Raw genomic sequence first — 17,848 nt, 5'->3', positions numbered from 1 at the left:
GGATTTTTTTTGTTTTATATTAAAGGATTTGATTATCCGGAAACTATTATAAATTTTGAAAAACGGATATAACGATTTGGTTTATATTTTGCTTTGTAGACCCTTCAAATTTTAAAAACCTGAAGGGTCTTATTGCGTCAATGATAAGGAGGTACGACTGAAGAATTTGTCCGCGATTTGAGAGATTCCTTGATTCCTCGGAAAAACAAAAAGATATTAGGCATGTTTACCGGTATGTAGATTTAGAACAAGGGAATTTGATGGTTAAAATGCTACAAACTTGTGCTTCATCAAATAATAAGTTAACTTTAATCTTTTGCTATTATTTTATAGAGAGACTTCAGATGAATTTCAAATCATTTACCGATTACCTATTACTGGAGAAGAATTATTCAGAATTAACAGTTAAAGCTTATCTCAATGATTTAACGCGTTTTTCTGAATTTATAGCCGAAACATTCGATAGTTCTTCTATTTACGAGGTTAATTATTCACAAATAAGATCATGGATTGTGCTTTTAGTTGAAAGTGGTATATCTAATAGAAGCATCAACCGAAAAGTTTCCGCATTAAATACCTATTATAAATTTCTTCTAAAAGTTGGCGATATTGAACTCAATCCTTTAGCGAAACACAAAGCATTAAAAACGAGTAAAAAAGTGCAAGTGCCTTTTTCAGAAGCTGAAGTCAAAACCGTATTAGACGATTTAAATTTCGGTACAGATTTTGAAAGTTTACGTAATAAGTTGATTATTGAAATCTTTTATTCAACAGGTATCAGGCGTATTGAACTTGTAGAGCTCAAATTAACAAGTTTAGATTTGCATAATAAAACGTTAAAAGTACTCGGTAAGCGTAATAAGGAACGTATTGTGCCGTTGTTAGATTCTGTTGTGCATACCGTAAATTGTTATCTAGAAGTTAGAAGTGGTTTAGAAGAGATTGATGATAAAGAATATTTATTTTTAACCAAAAAGGGCGTTAAAATATATGAAACTCTTGTCTACCGGATAATAAATGATTATTTTAGTTTGGCATCTTCAAAAGTAAAGAAGAGTCCTCATATATTAAGACACTCCTTCGCTACTCATTTGTTAAACCAAGGTGCCGATTTAAATGCTGTTAAAGAACTTCTAGGACACTCAAGTTTGGCTGCTACCCAAGTTTATACGCACAACAGTATAGCCGAACTTAAAAAAGTACATGTTAATGCACATCCGAGAAGTAAAAAATAAATTCACATATTGTCTAATCGAAAATAGGTAATGTGAGGTAGGTTTTGAATGATTTATTGATTTTGAAGTAAAATGATCCAAGACCTATTACATAAAGTCTATTTGTTAAATTAAAAGTAAACAGATGAAAGTAAACACGCAATCCGTAAATTTTAATGCAGATGAAAAATTATTAACCTTTATCCAAAAGCGTATGGATAAATTGGATTTGTATTATGACAAGGTTATCAAATCAGATGTTTTTTTAAAAGTTGAAAATACAAGTGATAAAGAAAATAAAATATTTGAAGTTAAAGTAAGTGTTCCTGGCGATAGTCTCGTGGTTAAAAAGCAATGTAAAAGCTTTGAGGAAGGTACAGATATGGCTGTGGCATCCCTAGAAAGACAGTTAAAAAAGAAAAAAGAAAAATTAAGAGCATATTTATGATAAAATTTATTAAAAAATGTTTTGAATAATATAAAAAAACTATACATTTGCAGTCCGTTAGAAATAGCGGACTTTTTTTATATGTAAAAAAAGTAGAAAAGCCGATGTAGCTCAGCTGGCTAGAGCAGCTGATTTGTAATCAGCAGGTCGTGGGTTCGAGTCCCTCCATCGGCTCAAAATTTCTGCGAAGGCAGGAATCTCAAAGTCTAAGGGTTTTGAGATGTTCATTAAAAAATTGAAAAATAACTATGAAATTTTGTAAAAGAAATTTCAAATGGTCCGGGGAGATACTCAAGCGGCCAACGAGGGCAGACTGTAAATCTGCTGACTACGTCTTCGCAGGTTCGAATCCTGCTCTCCCCACAAACAGTCTCTAATCAAGGAGTCATCAAAAGCTTGTTTTTGTAAGACTGTGTTTAAAAATTGTATGGATTGGGTCACCAATCCGGGAACACCGAACGAATGTGAGGTAATCCTAAATGAATATGAACTTTGAAATATTGAAAACCTGGTAAGTGTAAAGCTTATCGAAATGCGAGAGTAGCTCAGTTGGTAGAGCGTCAGCCTTCCAAGCTGAATGTCGCCGGTTCGAACCCGGTCTCTCGCTCTAAATTCCTGCGGAGGCAGGAAGCTCTTTTTTTAAGATCTCCTTATTAAAGGTTGTTTTGAAAGAATAGGAAATAAAAACTTTACGCCGGTGTAGCTCAGGGGTAGAGCGTTTCCTTGGTAAGGAAGAGGTCACGAGTTCAATTCTCGTCATTGGCTCTATATTGAGATTAAAAAAATAGATTACACTAATATTATTATATAACTAAGATTAAAATTATTTAAAAACATGGCAAAGGCAACTTTCGATCGTTCAAAACCACACTTAAATATTGGTACAATTGGACACGTAGATCACGGTAAAACAACTTTAACTGCTGCTATTACTAAAGTATTAGCTGATGCAGGTTTATCTGAAGCAAGAGATTTCTCTTCTATTGATAATGCTCCAGAAGAAAAAGAAAGAGGTATTACAATTAATACTTCACACGTTGAGTATCAAACAGCAAACCGTCACTACGCGCACGTAGACTGTCCAGGTCACGCCGATTACGTAAAGAACATGGTTACTGGTGCTGCTCAAATGGATGGTGCAATCTTAGTGGTAGCTGCTACAGATGGTCCTATGCCACAAACTCGTGAGCACATCTTATTAGGTCGTCAAGTAGGTATTCCTCGTATCGTTGTTTTCTTAAACAAAGTAGATATGGTTGATGATGAAGAGCTTTTAGAGCTTGTTGATATGGAAGTTAGAGATTTATTATCTTTCTATGAGTACGATGGAGATAATGGACCTGTAGTTTCTGGTTCTGCTTTAGGTGCACTTAACGGTGAACAAAAATGGGTAGATACTGTAATGGAATTAATGGCTGCTTGTGATGAGTGGATTGAAGAGCCTGTGCGTGATATGGATAAGCCTTTCTTAATGCCTATCGAGGATGTATTCTCTATTACTGGTCGTGGTACTGTTGCAACTGGTCGTATTGAAACTGGTGTTGCTAACACTGGAGATCCTGTTGATATCGTTGGTATGGGAGCTGAGAAATTATCTTCTACAATCACAGGTATTGAGATGTTCCGTCAAATATTAGATAGAGGTGAAGCTGGTGATAACGCTGGTATCTTATTAAGAGGTATTGAGAAATCTCAAATCTCAAGAGGTATGGTAATCGTTAAGCCTGGTTCTGTAACACCACACGCTAAATTTAAAGCTGAGGTTTATATCCTTAAGAAAGAAGAAGGTGGACGTCATACTCCATTCCATAACAACTACCGTCCACAGTTCTACGTACGTACAACTGACGTAACTGGAAACATTGCGCTTCCTGATGGAGTTGAGATGGTTATGCCTGGAGATAACTTAACTATTACTGTTGAGTTAATTAACACAATTGCAATGAACGTAGGTTTACGTTTCGCTATCCGTGAAGGTGGTAGAACAGTTGGTGCAGGTCAAGTAACTGAAATATTAGACTAATTAATTTAGTTTAACGCAAATAATAAGCTAAGGTATTCCTTTTGGAATACCTTGACTTATGTTTACGGGCGTAGCTCAGTTGGTAGAGCACTGGTCTCCAAAACCAGGTGTCGGGAGTTCGAGTCTCTCCGCCCGTGCTTAAAATGAAAAATTGTTTTAGCACTGTTTTCATATTTAAAAAAACGTGATGCGAGAAGTTTATCCTGAGCGAAGTCGAAGGAAGTCTCTCCGCCCGTGCAAGTAAATAATAGGTTTGCCTATTAAAATTAAGATTGATGCATTCTTGTTTCAATTAGATTAAAAAGAAATAACACAATGGCTGGATTTGTAAATTATATAAAAGAATCATTCGGAGAACTAAAGAATAATGTGACTTGGCCAACATGGGCTGAAGGACAGAGTTTAACAATTTTAGTTGCTGTATTTTCAATTATATTTTCTCTTGCTATTTGGGGAGTAGATACCGTATTCAGCAAAGTTATTGCAACTTACTTTGAATTGATTAGTTAACACTAAACAGAAAAAAGAAAATTCTATGTCTGAAGTAAGTGAAAAAAAATGGTATGTTGTTCGTGCTGTAAGTGGTCAAGAGAACAAAATTAAAAGTTATATCGAGAATGAGATTGCTCGTTTAGGTATGCAAGATTATGTTGATCAAGTATTAGTGCCTACAGAACGTGTTGTTCAAATTCGTAACGGAAAAAAAATCCATAAGGAAAAAGTGTTTTTCCCTGGATATATTATGGTTCAAGCTAATTTAACTGGTGAAGTTCCTCACATTATAAGATCGGTAACTAACGTCATCGGTTTTTTAGGAGAAACTAAAGGTGGTGACCCTGTGCCATTGAGACAATCTGAAGTAAACAGAATGTTAGGTAAGGTTGATGAATTAGCAGTTGAGGAAAGTGCTAATGTGGCCATTCCTTATACTAAAGGAGAAACAGTTAAAGTTATCGATGGTCCTTTCAATGGATTTGATGGAACGATTGAGAAAATTAACGAAGAGAAGCGTAAACTTGAAGTAATGGTTAAGATTTTCGGAAGAAAAACGCCATTAGAGTTAAGTTATATGCAAGTTGAAAAAGTATAATAGTGTTACAATTAAGATAGATGAATCTTTCGCTTCCAAAAGAAAGATAACATCAAAATTAAATTATTAAAAATGGCAAAAGAATTAGGTAAAGTAGTTAAGTTACAAGTTCGGGGAGGTGCAGCGAATCCGTCGCCACCGGTTGGACCCGCTTTAGGTGCTGCAGGTGTTAACATCATGGAGTTCTGTAAGCAATTCAATGCTAGAACACAAGACAAGGCTGGTAAAGTATTACCAGTTGTGATTTCTGTTTACAAAGACAAGTCATTTGACTTTGTAATTAAGACACCACCGGCGGCTGTTCAATTATTAGAAGCAGCCAAGTTGAAAAAGGGTTCTGGTGAGCCAAACCGAAAAAAAGTAGCTAAAGTATCTTGGGACCAAATCAGGACGATAGCAGAAGACAAAATGGTAGATTTAAATGCATTTACTCCAGAGTCGGCTATGAAAATGATTGCTGGTACAGCAAGATCAATGGGAATAACTGTAACAGGAACATTTCCTTCTTAATCTATTAAAGACATTACAAAATGGCAAGATTAACAAAAAAGCAAAAAGAAGCTTTAGCGAAAATTGAAAAAGGAAGAGTATATTCTTTAGAAGATGCTTCAGCCTTAATTAAAGAAGTTACCAATACAAAATTTGATGCGTCTGTAGACTTAGCTGTACGTTTAGGAGTTGATCCTCGTAAAGCAAATCAAATGGTAAGAGGTGTAGTATCTCTTCCTCATGGTACTGGTAAAGACGTAAAAGTATTAGCATTAGTAACTCCAGACAAAGAAGCAGAAGCTAAAGAAGCAGGTGCTGATTATGTAGGTTTAGATGAGTACCTTGATAAAATCAAGAGTGGTTGGACAGACGTAGATGTTATTATTACTATGCCTAGCGTTATGGGTAAATTAGGTCCTTTAGGACGTGTATTAGGTCCTCGTGGTTTAATGCCTAACCCAAAGACAGGAACAGTAACAATGGATGTTGCTAAAGCTGTAACAGAAGTAAAAGCTGGTAAAATTGACTTTAAAGTTGATAAAACTGGTATCGTACACGCTGCTATAGGTAAAGCATCATTTAGCGCTGATAAAATTGCAGATAATGCAAATGAATTATTACAAACATTAATGAAATTAAAACCAACAACTGCAAAGGGTATTTATGTAAAAAGCATTTTTATGTCGTCTACAATGAGCCCAAGTATCGCTGTTGATTCTAAAATTGGTTAATTAAGTTAAAACTTTTATTATGACAAGAGAAGAAAAATCATTAGTAATTGAGGAATTAACTGCAGACTTAGCTAATAACGCAAATATCTATTTAGCAGATATTTCAGGATTAAACGCTGATACTACCTCAAACTTACGCCGTGCTGCTTTTAAAGCAAACGTGCAAATGGCAGTTGTTAAAAATACATTACTTGCAAAAGCAATGGAGGCTTCAGATAGAGATTTTGGAGATTTACCTTCAGTACTTAAAGGAAATACATCTGTGATGTATTCTGAAACAGGTAACGTACCAGCTAAATTAATTAAAAACTTCCGTAAGAAATCAGAAAAGCCTTTATTAAAAGGAGCTTTTATTGAGGAAGCTGTTTACATTGGTGACGAACAATTAGACTTATTAGTAGATATCAAGTCTAAAGAAGAGTTACTAGGAGAGATTGTTGGATTATTACAATCGCCTGCTAAAAATGTGGTATCAGCTCTTAAATCGGGGGGAAGCACAATAGCTGGACTTATAAAAACACTATCTGAAAAAGAAGGATAGTCTTAAATAGTACGCACTTTATTACAATTATATTATTACAAAATTATTAAAACGATAGAAAAATGGCAGATTTAAAAGATTTCGCAGAACAATTAGTTAACCTTACTGTAAAAGAAGTAAATGAGTTAGCAACTATATTAAAAGATGAGTACGGTATCGAGCCTGCTGCTGCTGCTGCAGTTGCTGTTGCTGGTCCTGCTGCAGGTGGTGAAGCTGAAGAAGCTCAAACTGAATTTGATGTTATCTTAAAAGCGGCTGGTGGTTCTAAATTAGCTGTTGTAAAATTAGTTAAAGAATTAACTGGTTTAGGATTAAAAGAAGCAAAAGGTTTAGTTGATGATGCACCAAGTGCTATCAAAGAAGCAGTTTCTAAAGACGAAGCTGAAGCTCTTAAAGCTCAATTAGAAGAGGCTGGAGCAGAGGTAGAGCTTAAGTAAGCTTAGCATCTCAAACACATAACGGTTTAGGTCTGAAGACATTCTTCAAGGCCTAAACCATTTTGCGTATATAACGTTTACATACGCTATTATTATTTTTTTTAATCAAAATTCCGTCCATTGATGTTATCAACACAAGCTGAAAGATTAAATTTCTCTTCTATTATTAATAGAACGGAATATCCAGACTTCTTGGATATTCAGATAAAATCCTTCCAGGATTTTTTCCAGTTAGAAACTAAATCAGAGGAAAGAGGTGATGAAGGTCTTTATAATACTTTCATGGAAAACTTTCCAATTACAGATTCTCGTAATCAATTCGTTTTAGAATTTTTAGATTACTTCGTAGATCCACCAAGATATGCTATTGAAGAGTGTATTGAAAGAGGACTTACATACAGCGTTCCGCTAAAGGCTAGGTTAAAGTTATATTGTACAGACCCTGAACATGAGGATTTCGAGACCATTGTTCAAGATGTGTACTTAGGTACTATTCCTTACATGACGCCTTCTGGAACTTTTTGTATTAATGGTGCCGAGCGTGTTGTTGTATCTCAATTACACCGTTCACCAGGGGTTTTCTTTGGCCAATCTTTTCATGCCAACGGAACCAAGTTATATTCAGCAAGAGTTATACCATTCAAAGGATCTTGGATTGAATTCGCTACAGATATCAACCAAGTGATGTATGCGTACATCGATAGAAAGAAAAAATTACCTGTTACTACGCTTTTCCGTGCCATTGGTTTTGAGCGTGATAAAGATATCTTAGAGATTTTTGACTTAGCAGAAGAGGCTAAAGTTTCAAAATCTGGATTAAAAAAATACTTAGGAAGAAAATTAGCTGCACGTGTATTAAATACATGGCATGAGGATTTTGTTGATGAAGATACTGGAGAGGTTGTATCTATCGAGCGTAATGAAATCGTGCTTGATCGTGATACGATTCTTGATAAAGAAAATATAGAAGAAATTCTTGATGCCGATGTGAAGACTATTCTTTTACATAAAGAAAGTACTGAGCAAGGTGATTATGCTATTATTCACAATACGCTTCAAAAAGATCCAACAAACTCTGAAAAAGAAGCTGTTGAACATATTTACAGACAATTACGTAATGCTGAGCCGCCAGATGAGGAAACAGCACGTGGTATTATTGATAAATTATTCTTTAGTGACCAACGTTACTCTTTAGGGGAAGTTGGACGTTATAGAATGAATAAAAAATTAGGTCTTGATATTGGAATGGATAAGCAAGTGCTTACCAAAGAGGATATCATTACCATCATTAAATATTTAATCGAGCTTATCAATTCTAAAGCTGAGATTGATGATATTGATCACTTATCTAACCGTCGTGTACGTACAGTTGGTGAGCAATTATCTTCTCAATTTGGTGTTGGTTTAGCACGTATGGCACGTACGATTCGTGAGCGTATGAACGTTCGTGATAATGAGGTGTTTACCCCTATTGATTTAATTAATGCAAAGACATTATCGTCTGTTATTAATTCTTTCTTTGGTACAAACCAGTTGTCTCAATTTATGGATCAAACCAATCCACTGGCTGAAATTACGCATAAGCGTCGTTTATCAGCTCTTGGACCAGGTGGTTTATCTAGAGAAAGAGCAGGGTTTGAGGTACGTGATGTTCACTATACACACTACGGACGTTTATGTCCGATTGAAACACCAGAGGGACCAAATATTGGTCTAATATCGTCTCTTTCTGTATATGCGAAAGTGAATCCAATGGGATTCATCGAAACACCATATAGAAAAGTTACTGATGGTGTGGTTGATATTAAAAATGAACCTACATATTTAAGTGCTGAAGAAGAAGAAGAAAAATTAATTGCTCAAGCCACTGTAAAAGTTGATGACGATGGAAAAATTCTTCATGATAAAGTTATTGCAAGAATGGAAGGTGACTTCCCGGTAATTGATCCTAACGAATTACATTATACGGATGTTGCTCCAAACCAGATTTCTTCAATTTCGGCTTCTTTAATTCCTTTCTTAGAACATGATGATGCCAACCGTGCATTGATGGGATCAAATATGATGCGTCAAGCCGTACCATTATTAAGAGTTGATGCACCAATTGTAGGAACAGGTTTAGAGCGTCAAGTGGCTTCAGATTCTAGAGTATTGATTAATGCTGAAGGAGAAGGTGAAGTACTTTACGTTGATGCTAAAGAAATTAAAATTAGATACGAGCGTACCGAAGACGAAGCTAAAGTAAGTTTTGATAGTGATATTAAAACATACCAGTTAGTTAAATACAGAAAAACAAACCAAGGAACTTCTATCAACCTAAAACCAATTATCGTTAAAGGTGATAAAGTAACTAAAGGTCAGGTTTTATGTGAAGGGTATGCCACTCAAAAAGGAGAATTAGCTTTAGGTAGAAATATGAAAGTAGCCTTTATGCCTTGGAAAGGGTATAACTTTGAGGATGCGATTGTAATCTCTGAAAAAGTGGTTCGTGAAGATATTTTCACTTCTATCCATATTGATGAGTATTCTCTTGAAGTAAGAGATACTAAATTAGGAAATGAAGAATTAACTAACGATATCCCTAATGTTTCTGAAGAGGCTACTAAAGACCTAGATGAAAACGGAATGATTCGCGTTGGTGCCGAGGTTAAGCCTGGTGATATTCTTATTGGTAAGATTACTCCAAAAGGAGAATCTGATCCAACTCCTGAAGAAAAATTATTACGTGCTATCTTTGGTGATAAAGCTGGAGATGTGAAAGATGCTTCTTTAAAAGCATCACCTTCATTGAATGGTGTTGTTATTGAGAAGAAATTATTCGCTAGAGCCGTAAAAGATAAACGTAAGCGTGCTCAAGATAAAGATGATATTCTTGCTTTAGAAGCGCAATACGATAGAAAGTTTGATGAATTAAAAGATGTTTTAGTTGATAAACTTTTCAACATTGTAAACGGAAAAACGGCTCAAGGTATCTTTAATGATTTAGGTGAAGAAGTTTTACCAAAAGGTAAAAAGTTCACGCTTAAAATGTTAAATGCTGTTGATGATTATGCGCATTTAGTGTCTGGAAAATGGACTACTGATGACCATACAAACCAATTGGTTGCCGATTTAATTCACAACTACAAGATTAAAGAGAACGATTTACAAGGTTCTTTACGTCGTGAGAAATTTACAATTTCTGTAGGTGATGAGTTACCAGCAGGTATTATTAAATTAGCTAAAGTTTACATCGCTAAGAAACGTAAACTTAAAGTAGGTGATAAAATGGCAGGGCGTCACGGTAACAAAGGTATTGTTGCAAGAATCGTTCGTCAAGAAGATATGCCATTCTTAGAAGATGGAACGCCTGTTGATATTGTATTAAATCCACTTGGTGTACCATCTCGTATGAACATCGGACAGATTTATGAAACAGTATTAGGATGGGCAGGACAAAAATTAGGACGTAAATATGCAACGCCAATCTTTGATGGAGCTACTATCGATCAAATCAACGGATTTACAGATGAAGCTGGAATTCCAAGATATGGTCATACGTATCTTTACGATGGTGGAACTGGACAGCGTTTCGATCAACCAGCGACAGTTGGTGTGATTTACATGCTGAAACTAGGACACATGGTTGATGATAAAATGCACGCACGTTCTATTGGACCTTACTCATTAATTACGCAACAACCATTAGGTGGTAAAGCACAGTTTGGTGGTCAGCGTTTTGGTGAGATGGAAGTTTGGGCACTTGAGGCTTATGGCGCATCAAGTACCTTACGTGAGATTTTAACTGTAAAATCTGATGATGTTATTGGTAGAGCCAAAACTTACGAAGCTATCGTAAAAGGTGAACCAATGCCAGATCCAGGATTACCAGAATCATTCAACGTACTTATGCACGAATTGAAAGGTTTAGGTTTAGACATCAGATTAGAAGAGTAGTTAATTAATTAAATTCATTTCAACCATATATTATGGCAAGAAAACAAGATAAAAATACAGTTAAGAGGTTTAATAAAATCTCAATTGGTTTAGCATCACCAGAGTCTATTTTAGCAGAGTCTAGAGGTGAGGTTTTAAAACCAGAAACTATCAATTATCGTACTCACAAACCTGAACGTGATGGTTTGTTCTGTGAGCGTATTTTTGGTCCTGTAAAGGATTATGAGTGTGCTTGTGGTAAGTATAAAAGAATTCGCTACAAAGGTATCGTTTGTGACCGTTGTGGTGTTGAAGTAACAGAAAAGAAAGTACGTCGTGATCGTGTTGGGCACATCAACCTTGTGGTTCCTGTAGCTCACATTTGGTACTTCCGTTCTTTACCTAATAAAATAGGTTACTTATTAGGATTACCTTCTAAGAAATTAGATATGATTATTTACTACGAACGTTATGTAGTAATTCAACCAGGTAATGCTAAAAATGAAGAAGGTGAACCATTACAAAAAATGGACTTCTTAACTGAAGAAGAATATTTAAACATTCTTGAAACGCTTCCTCAGGACAATCAATATTTAGACGATACAGACCCTAACAAGTTTTTAGCTAAAATGGGTGCTGAATGTTTAATTGAGTTATTATCAAGAATTGATTTAGAGTCTTTATCATACGAATTGCGTCACAAAGCAAATACTGAAACGTCTAAACAACGTAAAACGGAAGCTTTAAAACGTTTACAAGTTGTTGAGTCTTTAAAAGAATCTAACAACAACCGTGAGAACCGTCCGGAGTGGATGATCATGAAAGTTATTCCAATCATTCCGCCAGAATTACGTCCTTTAGTTCCACTAGATGGAGGTCGTTTTGCAACGTCTGATTTAAATGATCTTTACCGTCGTGTTATTATCCGTAACAACCGTCTTAAAAGATTAGTTGAAATTAAAGCTCCAGAAGTTATTTTACGTAATGAAAAACGTATGCTTCAAGAGTCTGTTGATTCATTATTTGACAACACACGTAAGTCTTCAGCGGTAAAAACAGATTCTAACAGACCTTTAAAATCTTTATCAGATTCATTAAAAGGTAAACAAGGTCGTTTCCGTCAAAACTTACTTGGTAAACGTGTGGATTATTCAGCACGTTCGGTAATTGTTGTTGGACCAGAATTAAAATTATTTGAATGTGGATTGCCTAAAAACATGGCAGCCGAATTATACAAGCCTTTCGTAATTAGAAAATTAATTGAAAGAGGTATTGTAAAAACAGTAAAATCTGCAAAGAAAATTATAGATAAAAGAGAGCCGGTGGTTTGGGATATCTTGGAAAACGTTCTTAAAGGACATCCAGTATTACTAAACCGTGCGCCTACTTTACACAGGTTGGGTATTCAAGCTTTCCAACCTAAGTTAATTGAAGGAAAAGCAATCCAATTACACCCATTAGTATGTACGGCCTTTAATGCCGATTTCGATGGTGATCAAATGGCGGTGCACTTACCACTTGGACCAGAAGCTATTTTAGAATGTCAAATGTTAATGTTGGCGTCTCACAATATCTTAAATCCAGCAAACGGTTCTCCAGTGACGGTACCTTCTCAGGATATGGTACTTGGTCTTTATTATATGACCAAGCTACGTAAATCAACTCCAGAAGTGCCAATTCAAGGTGAAGGATTAACATTTTACTCTGATGAAGAAGTAGAAATTGCTTTCAATGAGAAGCGTGTTGATTTGAATGCTGGAATTAAAGTAAGAACTATCGACATCAATGAAGATGGTAAACTTGCTCCAATGATTATTGAAACTACTGTTGGTCGTGTATTATTTAACAAACACGTACCACAGGCTGCAGGATATATTAATGAGGTATTAACTAAGAAATCTTTAAGAGATATTATTGGTGATATCCTTAAAGCAACTTCTGTTCCTGAAACGGCTGATTTCTTAGATGCGATTAGAACTTTAGGATTTAAATTTGCCTTCCAAGGTGGTTTATCGTTTAGTTTAGGTGATATTATCATTCCGCCAGAAAAGCAAGGAATGATTGATAAAGCTAACGGTTTAGTTGAAGGTATTACAGGTAACTATAACATGGGACTTATTACCAATAACGAACGTTATAACCAAGTTATTGATATTTGGACTTCTACAAATGCTGAATTGACTGAATTGTCTATGAAACGTATTCGTGAGGATCAACAAGGGTTCAACTCGGTATTTATGATGCTTGATTCTGGAGCTCGTGGATCTAAAGAACAGATTCGTCAGTTAACAGGTATGCGTGGATTAATGGCAAAACCTAAAAAATCTACTGCAGGTGGTGGATCTATTATTGAAAATCCAATTCTATCGAACTTTAAGGAAGGTCTTTCAATTTTAGAATACTTTATCTCAACGCACGGTGCTCGTAAGGGTCTTGCGGATACGGCACTTAAAACGGCCGATGCAGGTTACTTAACACGTCGTTTAGTTGATGTATCTCAAGATGTTATTATTAACACTGAAGATTGTGGTACTTTAAGAGGTGTTGAAGTTGAGCCATTGAAGAAGAATGATGAAGTTGTTGAAAGCTTACAAGAAAGAATTGTTGGACGTGTATCTTTAAATGACGTTTTCAATCCTTTAACTGAAGAGAAATTGGCTTCTGCTGGACAATTAATTGATGATGCTGTTGCGAAAGTAATTGGAGCATCTCCATTAGAAAGTATTGAAGTACGTTCTGCTTTAACTTGTGAGGCTTTACAAGGAATTTGTGCTAAATGTTACGGTCGTAACTTAGCTACAGGTAAAATGGTACAACGTGGTGAAGCGGTTGGTGTAGTTGCTGCACAATCAATTGGTGAGCCAGGTACACAGTTAACACTTCGTACATTCCACGTTGGTGGTATTGCAGGAAACATTTCAGAAGAAAATAATTTAATTGTTAAGTTTGCTGGTGTTGCCGAAATTGAAGATTTAAAAACAGTTAAAGGTCAAGATAGCGAAGGAAACGATATTGATATCGTAATCTCTAGAACATCTGAACTTAAACTTATCGATAAGAAAACTGGTATTGTATTAAGTACGAATAATATTCCTTACGGTTCTACAATATTTGTTAAGAATGGTCAAGAATTATCTAAAGGAGATGTTGTTTGTACATGGGATCCATATAATGGTGTAATTATTTCAGAATTCGCTGGTAAAGTGAGATATGAAAACCTTGAACAAGGTGTTACTTACCAAGTAGAGATTGATGAGCAAACTGGTTTCCAAGAAAAAGTAATTTCTGAATCTAGAAACAAGAAACTTATCCCAACACTTCATATTGAAAATGCAAGTGGTGAAACGATGCGTTCATACAACTTACCAGTTGGTGCACACATTATGATTGATGACGGTGAAGCTGTTAATATTGGTAAGATTTTAGTCAAGATTCCTCGTAAATCCGCGAAAGCTGGTGATATTACCGGTGGTCTTCCTCGTGTAACTGAGTTATTCGAAGCACGTAACCCTTCTAACCCGGCAGTAGTAAGTGCTATTGATGGTGTGGTTTCTTTCGGGAAAATCAAAAGAGGTAACCGTGAGATTATCGTAGAATCTAAATTAGGTGACGTTAAGAAATACTTAGTGAAATTATCAAGTCAGATTCTTGTTCAAGAAAATGATTTCGTAAAAGCGGGTATGCCATTATCTGATGGTTCTATCACGCCTAATGATATCCTAAATATTAAAGGCCCTTCAGCGGTACAACAGTACTTGGTAAATGAAGTACAAGAGGTATACCGTTTACAAGGGGTGAAGATTAATGATAAGCACTTCGAAGTTGTTGTAAGACAAATGATGCGTAAAGTTAGAATCATTGATTCTGGTGATACCATCTTCTTAGAAGATCAATTAGCTCATAAAGCAGATTTCATTAAAGAAAATGATGATATCTTCGGAATGAAAGTTATTGAAGACGCTGGAGATTCTTCAACGTTGAAAGCTGGACAAATTGTTACACCACGTCAATTAAGAGACGAGAACTCTATATTACGTCGTGAAGACAAAGCGCTTGTTTCAGCTAGAGAAGCTCAGCCAGCAACGGCAACTCCAATACTACAAGGTATTACGAGAGCATCGCTTCAAACGAAATCATTTATTTCTGCTGCTTCTTTCCAAGAAACGACTAAAGTACTTAACGAAGCTGCAGTAGCAGGTAAAGTAGATGCTTTAGAAGGCTTGAAAGAAAATGTAATTGTTGGTCATAGAATACCAGCAGGTACAGGTATGAGACGCTATTCTGATATCATTGTAGGCTCTAAAGAAGAGTTTGACGAAATGATGCAGGTTAAGCAAGAATTAAATTATAACTAGTATCCAATTCCCGCGAAGGCGGGAATCTTTTAAATATAAGCCTTCATGTATATCTATACCTGAAGGCTTTTTTTATAATATTAAATTATTAATAATAAGACTTTCATTTTCATGGAAGCGAAAAACATAACTGTTATGGCAGACGAAAAAGAGCAACCAAAACAAGGACAAATTAATATAGAATTAGACGAAAAAGTAGCGGAAGGGACGTATTCAAACCTGGCAATTATTAACCATTCGGTTTCAGAATTTGTAGTCGATTTTGTTAATATTATGCCTGGAGTTCCTAAGAACAAAGTAAAATCTAGAATTATCTTAACGCCACAGCACGCGAAACGTTTATTAAAAGCCTTAGGGGAGAACGTAACAAGATTTGAAAATGCTCATGGTGAGATTAAGGATTATGATCAACCACCAATGCCTTTGAATTTTGGACCAACTGGTCAAGCTTAATTCTCTACATAAGACTATAAAAAAAGCCTTTGAACATTGTTCAAAGGCTTTTTTATTATATACCATTTCTTGCTTAAAATTACTGTAAAATAGCCTGCCGCCGTTGCAGAGCGGGGATGAATTTATGTTTTATAGGAAACAGAAAAATAAAGCATAGCCGTAGTTACGGTTTCTTTTTATGTTGAAATAGAAAGTGAAAAGGCGTATTTTATTACGGTCATTTTAAATGAGAGTTGGTATTAATAGGCCATTTCCTTTTTATGTCGCTTATACATTAAAGCGCCTGAAGGGCATTTTTTTATTTGTTTGATTATACTTTCAGTTGAACTGCCATTGGGGTCTATCCATGGGATTACTGAGTTTTGAAACACATTTGATAGTTCCTCGGTGCACACATCCGATTGCGTGCATTTAAAAGGACAATATGAAATCGTAATTTCATTGTTACGGTATTCTGTCGTTTTCATAAATAAAGCCTTTGGGGATAACTCTAGTTAAAAATATAACTTTTGATTGTGTGTCGCAATTTAATTAAACTCAGACGTGAAATGTAATTTTACATTCGGGTATTTTTGTTGCGTCATTTGTAGAGAAAAAGCAGAATCGGCTAAGAAAACCAATTGATCACGTTTGTCCTTGGCTAAGAAACGTTGTTTAACACGTACAAATTCTTTGTATTCGTCAGATTTAGAATTACTAGGATCTACCCAGCAGGCCTTGTGTACGTTTAAGTTTTCGTAAGTACATTTAGCACCGTACTCGTGTTCTAAACGGTATTGTATAACTTCATACTGTAAGGCTCCAACGGTTCCAATTACTTTCCTCCCATTAAGTTCTAAAGTAAAAAGTTGAGCGACCCCTTCATCCATTAATTGATCGATGCCTTTATAAAGTTGTTTCGATTTTAAGGGATCTGCATTATTAATATATCTAAAGTGTTCAGGAGAGAAGCTTGGGATGCCTTTGTAGTTTAGAATTTCTCCTTCGGTAAGGGTGTCACCAATTTTAAAGTTTCCTGTATCTTGTAATCCTACAATATCACCAGGGTACGAGATGTCTACAATTTCTTTCTTTTCAGCAAAAAAAGCATTCGGACTCGAAAATTTCACCTTTTTATTATGTCTCACATGTAGGTATGGTGAATTTCTTTTAAATTCTCCAGAAACAATTTTTATAAAGGCCAAACGGTTTCTGTGATTAGGATCCATATTTGCATGAATCTTAAAAACGAAGCCACTAAACTTATCTTCCTCGGGTTTTACAAGACGTTCTTCACTGTTTTTCGGTTGTGGTTTCGGTGCTATTTCCACAAAGCAATCTAATAGTTCACGAACACCAAAACTGTTTAAAGCAGAACCAAAGAATACAGGTTGTAAGGTTCCGTTTAAATAGGCCTCATTGTCAAATGAAGGATAAATTCCTTCAACAAGCTCCAATTCTTCTCTTAAGGTTTCGGCTGAAGTGTCGCCAACTAACTTATTAAGTTCATCAGAATTTAAATCTGAAATCTCTATAGTTTCTTCTATGTTCTTTCTACTATCACCACTAAACAAGTTAATGTTCTTTTCCCAAATATTATAAATGCCTTTAAAGTCGTACCCCATTCCGATAGGGAAACTTAAAGGTGTTACGGTTAAACCTAGTTTTTGCTCAATTTCGTCAAGTAACTCAAATGCATCTTTACCTTCACGATCCATTTTATTAATAAAAACAATCATAGGTATATTTCGCATACGACAAACTTCAACAAGTTTTTCTGTTTGCTCCTCAACACCTTTGGCAACGTCAATAACAACAATAACACTATCAACAGCAGTTAGGGTTCTAAACGTATCTTCAGCAAAATCTTTGTGTCCCGGGGTATCTAAAATATTAATTTTAATACCATCATATTCAAAGGCTAATACAGAAGTGGCTACAGAAATTCCACGCTGGCGTTCAATTTCCATGAAATCACTTGTTGCTCCTTTTTTTATTTTATTACTTTTTACAGCACCTGCTTCTTGAATAGCACCACCAAAAAGTAATAGTTTTTCAGTTAATGTGGTTTTACCAGCATCGGGATGCGAAATGATACCAAAAGTACGTCGACGTTTTATTTCTTTTAAAAAACTCATAAATTTTGTTGCAAAATGGGTTGCAAAGATACTAT

14 protein-coding genes and 5 tRNA genes are annotated in these 17,848 nt (G+C 35.5%); 17 read left to right on the top strand and 2 right to left on the bottom strand.

Annotated features, from left to right (window positions below; all coding sequences use genetic code 11):
- Nucleotides 1–344: 344 nt before the first annotated feature.
- The 17 genes from KO493_RS05610 to KO493_RS05530 all read left to right on the top strand — a co-directional run bounded on the left by KO493_RS05610 (nt 345) and on the right by KO493_RS05530 (nt 15,696).
- Nucleotides 345–1,235, top strand: a complete 891-nt coding sequence (locus KO493_RS05610; RefSeq protein WP_216066960.1) for a tyrosine-type recombinase/integrase — start codon at nt 345–347, stop codon at nt 1,233–1,235.
- Between the two features lie 124 nt (nt 1,236–1,359).
- The gene (hpf, locus tag KO493_RS05605) at nt 1,360–1,662 is read left to right on the top strand and encodes a ribosome hibernation-promoting factor, HPF/YfiA family (RefSeq protein ID WP_216066959.1); all 303 of its coding nucleotides are present in this window, start codon (nt 1,360–1,362) and stop codon (nt 1,660–1,662) included.
- A gap of 100 nt (nt 1,663–1,762) precedes the next feature.
- Nucleotides 1,763–1,836: transfer RNA gene (locus KO493_RS05600), tRNA-Thr, on the top strand.
- A 107-nt stretch (nt 1,837–1,943) separates the two neighbouring features.
- A tRNA-Tyr gene (locus KO493_RS05595) sits at nt 1,944–2,025 on the top strand.
- Nucleotides 2,026–2,196: 171 nt separating this feature from the next.
- A tRNA-Gly gene (locus KO493_RS05590) sits at nt 2,197–2,269 on the top strand.
- An 86-nt stretch (nt 2,270–2,355) separates the two neighbouring features.
- Nucleotides 2,356–2,427: transfer RNA gene (locus KO493_RS05585), tRNA-Thr, on the top strand.
- Between the two features lie 70 nt (nt 2,428–2,497).
- Nucleotides 2,498–3,685, top strand: coding sequence for an elongation factor Tu (gene tuf, locus KO493_RS05580; RefSeq protein ID WP_216066958.1), 1,188 nt, complete (start codon nt 2,498–2,500; stop codon nt 3,683–3,685).
- Between the two features lie 64 nt (nt 3,686–3,749).
- Nucleotides 3,750–3,822, top strand: a tRNA-Trp gene (locus KO493_RS05575).
- Between the two features lie 178 nt (nt 3,823–4,000).
- Nucleotides 4,001–4,195, top strand: a complete 195-nt coding sequence (gene secE, locus KO493_RS05570; RefSeq protein ID WP_216066957.1) for a preprotein translocase subunit SecE — start codon at nt 4,001–4,003, stop codon at nt 4,193–4,195.
- 25 nt (nt 4,196–4,220) lie between these two features.
- Nucleotides 4,221–4,775, top strand: a complete 555-nt coding sequence (gene nusG / locus KO493_RS05565) for a transcription termination/antitermination protein NusG (protein ID WP_216066956.1) — start codon at nt 4,221–4,223, stop codon at nt 4,773–4,775.
- A 72-nt stretch (nt 4,776–4,847) separates the two neighbouring features.
- The gene (gene rplK / locus KO493_RS05560; protein ID WP_216066955.1) at nt 4,848–5,285 is read left to right on the top strand and encodes a 50S ribosomal protein L11; all 438 of its coding nucleotides are present in this window, start codon (nt 4,848–4,850) and stop codon (nt 5,283–5,285) included.
- 20 nt (nt 5,286–5,305) lie between these two features.
- Nucleotides 5,306–5,995, top strand: coding sequence for a 50S ribosomal protein L1 (gene rplA / locus KO493_RS05555; protein ID WP_216066954.1), 690 nt, complete (start codon nt 5,306–5,308; stop codon nt 5,993–5,995).
- A 19-nt stretch (nt 5,996–6,014) separates the two neighbouring features.
- Entirely contained in the window at nt 6,015–6,536 is a 522-nt protein-coding gene (rplJ, locus tag KO493_RS05550) for a 50S ribosomal protein L10 (RefSeq protein ID WP_216066953.1), read from the top strand.
- 62 nt (nt 6,537–6,598) lie between these two features.
- On the top strand, nt 6,599–6,973 hold the full coding sequence (rplL, locus tag KO493_RS05545; RefSeq protein WP_216066952.1) for a 50S ribosomal protein L7/L12: 375 nt from the start codon (nt 6,599–6,601) through the stop codon (nt 6,971–6,973).
- A 123-nt stretch (nt 6,974–7,096) separates the two neighbouring features.
- Nucleotides 7,097–10,909 carry a DNA-directed RNA polymerase subunit beta gene (gene rpoB, locus KO493_RS05540; RefSeq protein ID WP_216066951.1) on the top strand — a complete coding sequence of 1,271 codons (3,813 nt, stop codon included), beginning with the start codon at nt 7,097–7,099 and terminating at the stop codon, nt 10,907–10,909.
- Nucleotides 10,910–10,941: 32 nt separating this feature from the next.
- Nucleotides 10,942–15,243, top strand: a complete 4,302-nt coding sequence (gene rpoC, locus KO493_RS05535) for a DNA-directed RNA polymerase subunit beta' (RefSeq protein ID WP_216066950.1) — start codon at nt 10,942–10,944, stop codon at nt 15,241–15,243.
- Nucleotides 15,244–15,378: 135 nt separating this feature from the next.
- Nucleotides 15,379–15,696 carry a DUF3467 domain-containing protein gene (locus KO493_RS05530; RefSeq protein ID WP_216066949.1) on the top strand — a complete coding sequence of 106 codons (318 nt, stop codon included), beginning with the start codon at nt 15,379–15,381 and terminating at the stop codon, nt 15,694–15,696.
- A gap of 239 nt (nt 15,697–15,935) precedes the next feature.
- Here KO493_RS05530 and KO493_RS05525 read toward each other — a convergent pair whose 3' ends face one another.
- Nucleotides 15,936–16,163, bottom strand: a complete 228-nt coding sequence (locus tag KO493_RS05525) for a (4Fe-4S)-binding protein (protein ID WP_216066948.1) — start codon at nt 16,161–16,163, stop codon at nt 15,936–15,938.
- 60 nt (nt 16,164–16,223) lie between these two features.
- A complete protein-coding gene (locus KO493_RS05520; RefSeq protein WP_216066947.1) occupies nt 16,224–17,813 on the bottom strand; it encodes a peptide chain release factor 3 in 1,590 nt (529 codons plus the stop codon).
- Nucleotides 17,814–17,848: the final 35 nt, after the last annotated feature.

Origin of the sequence: Pseudotamlana agarivorans, from assembly GCF_018860245.1 — a bacterium.
In the GTDB taxonomy this organism is placed as follows: Bacteria; Bacteroidota; Bacteroidia; order Flavobacteriales; family Flavobacteriaceae; genus Pseudotamlana; species Pseudotamlana agarivorans_A.
The sequence above is the reverse complement of the archived record's forward strand: the minus strand, read 5'-3'. Positions and strand labels throughout refer to the sequence as shown.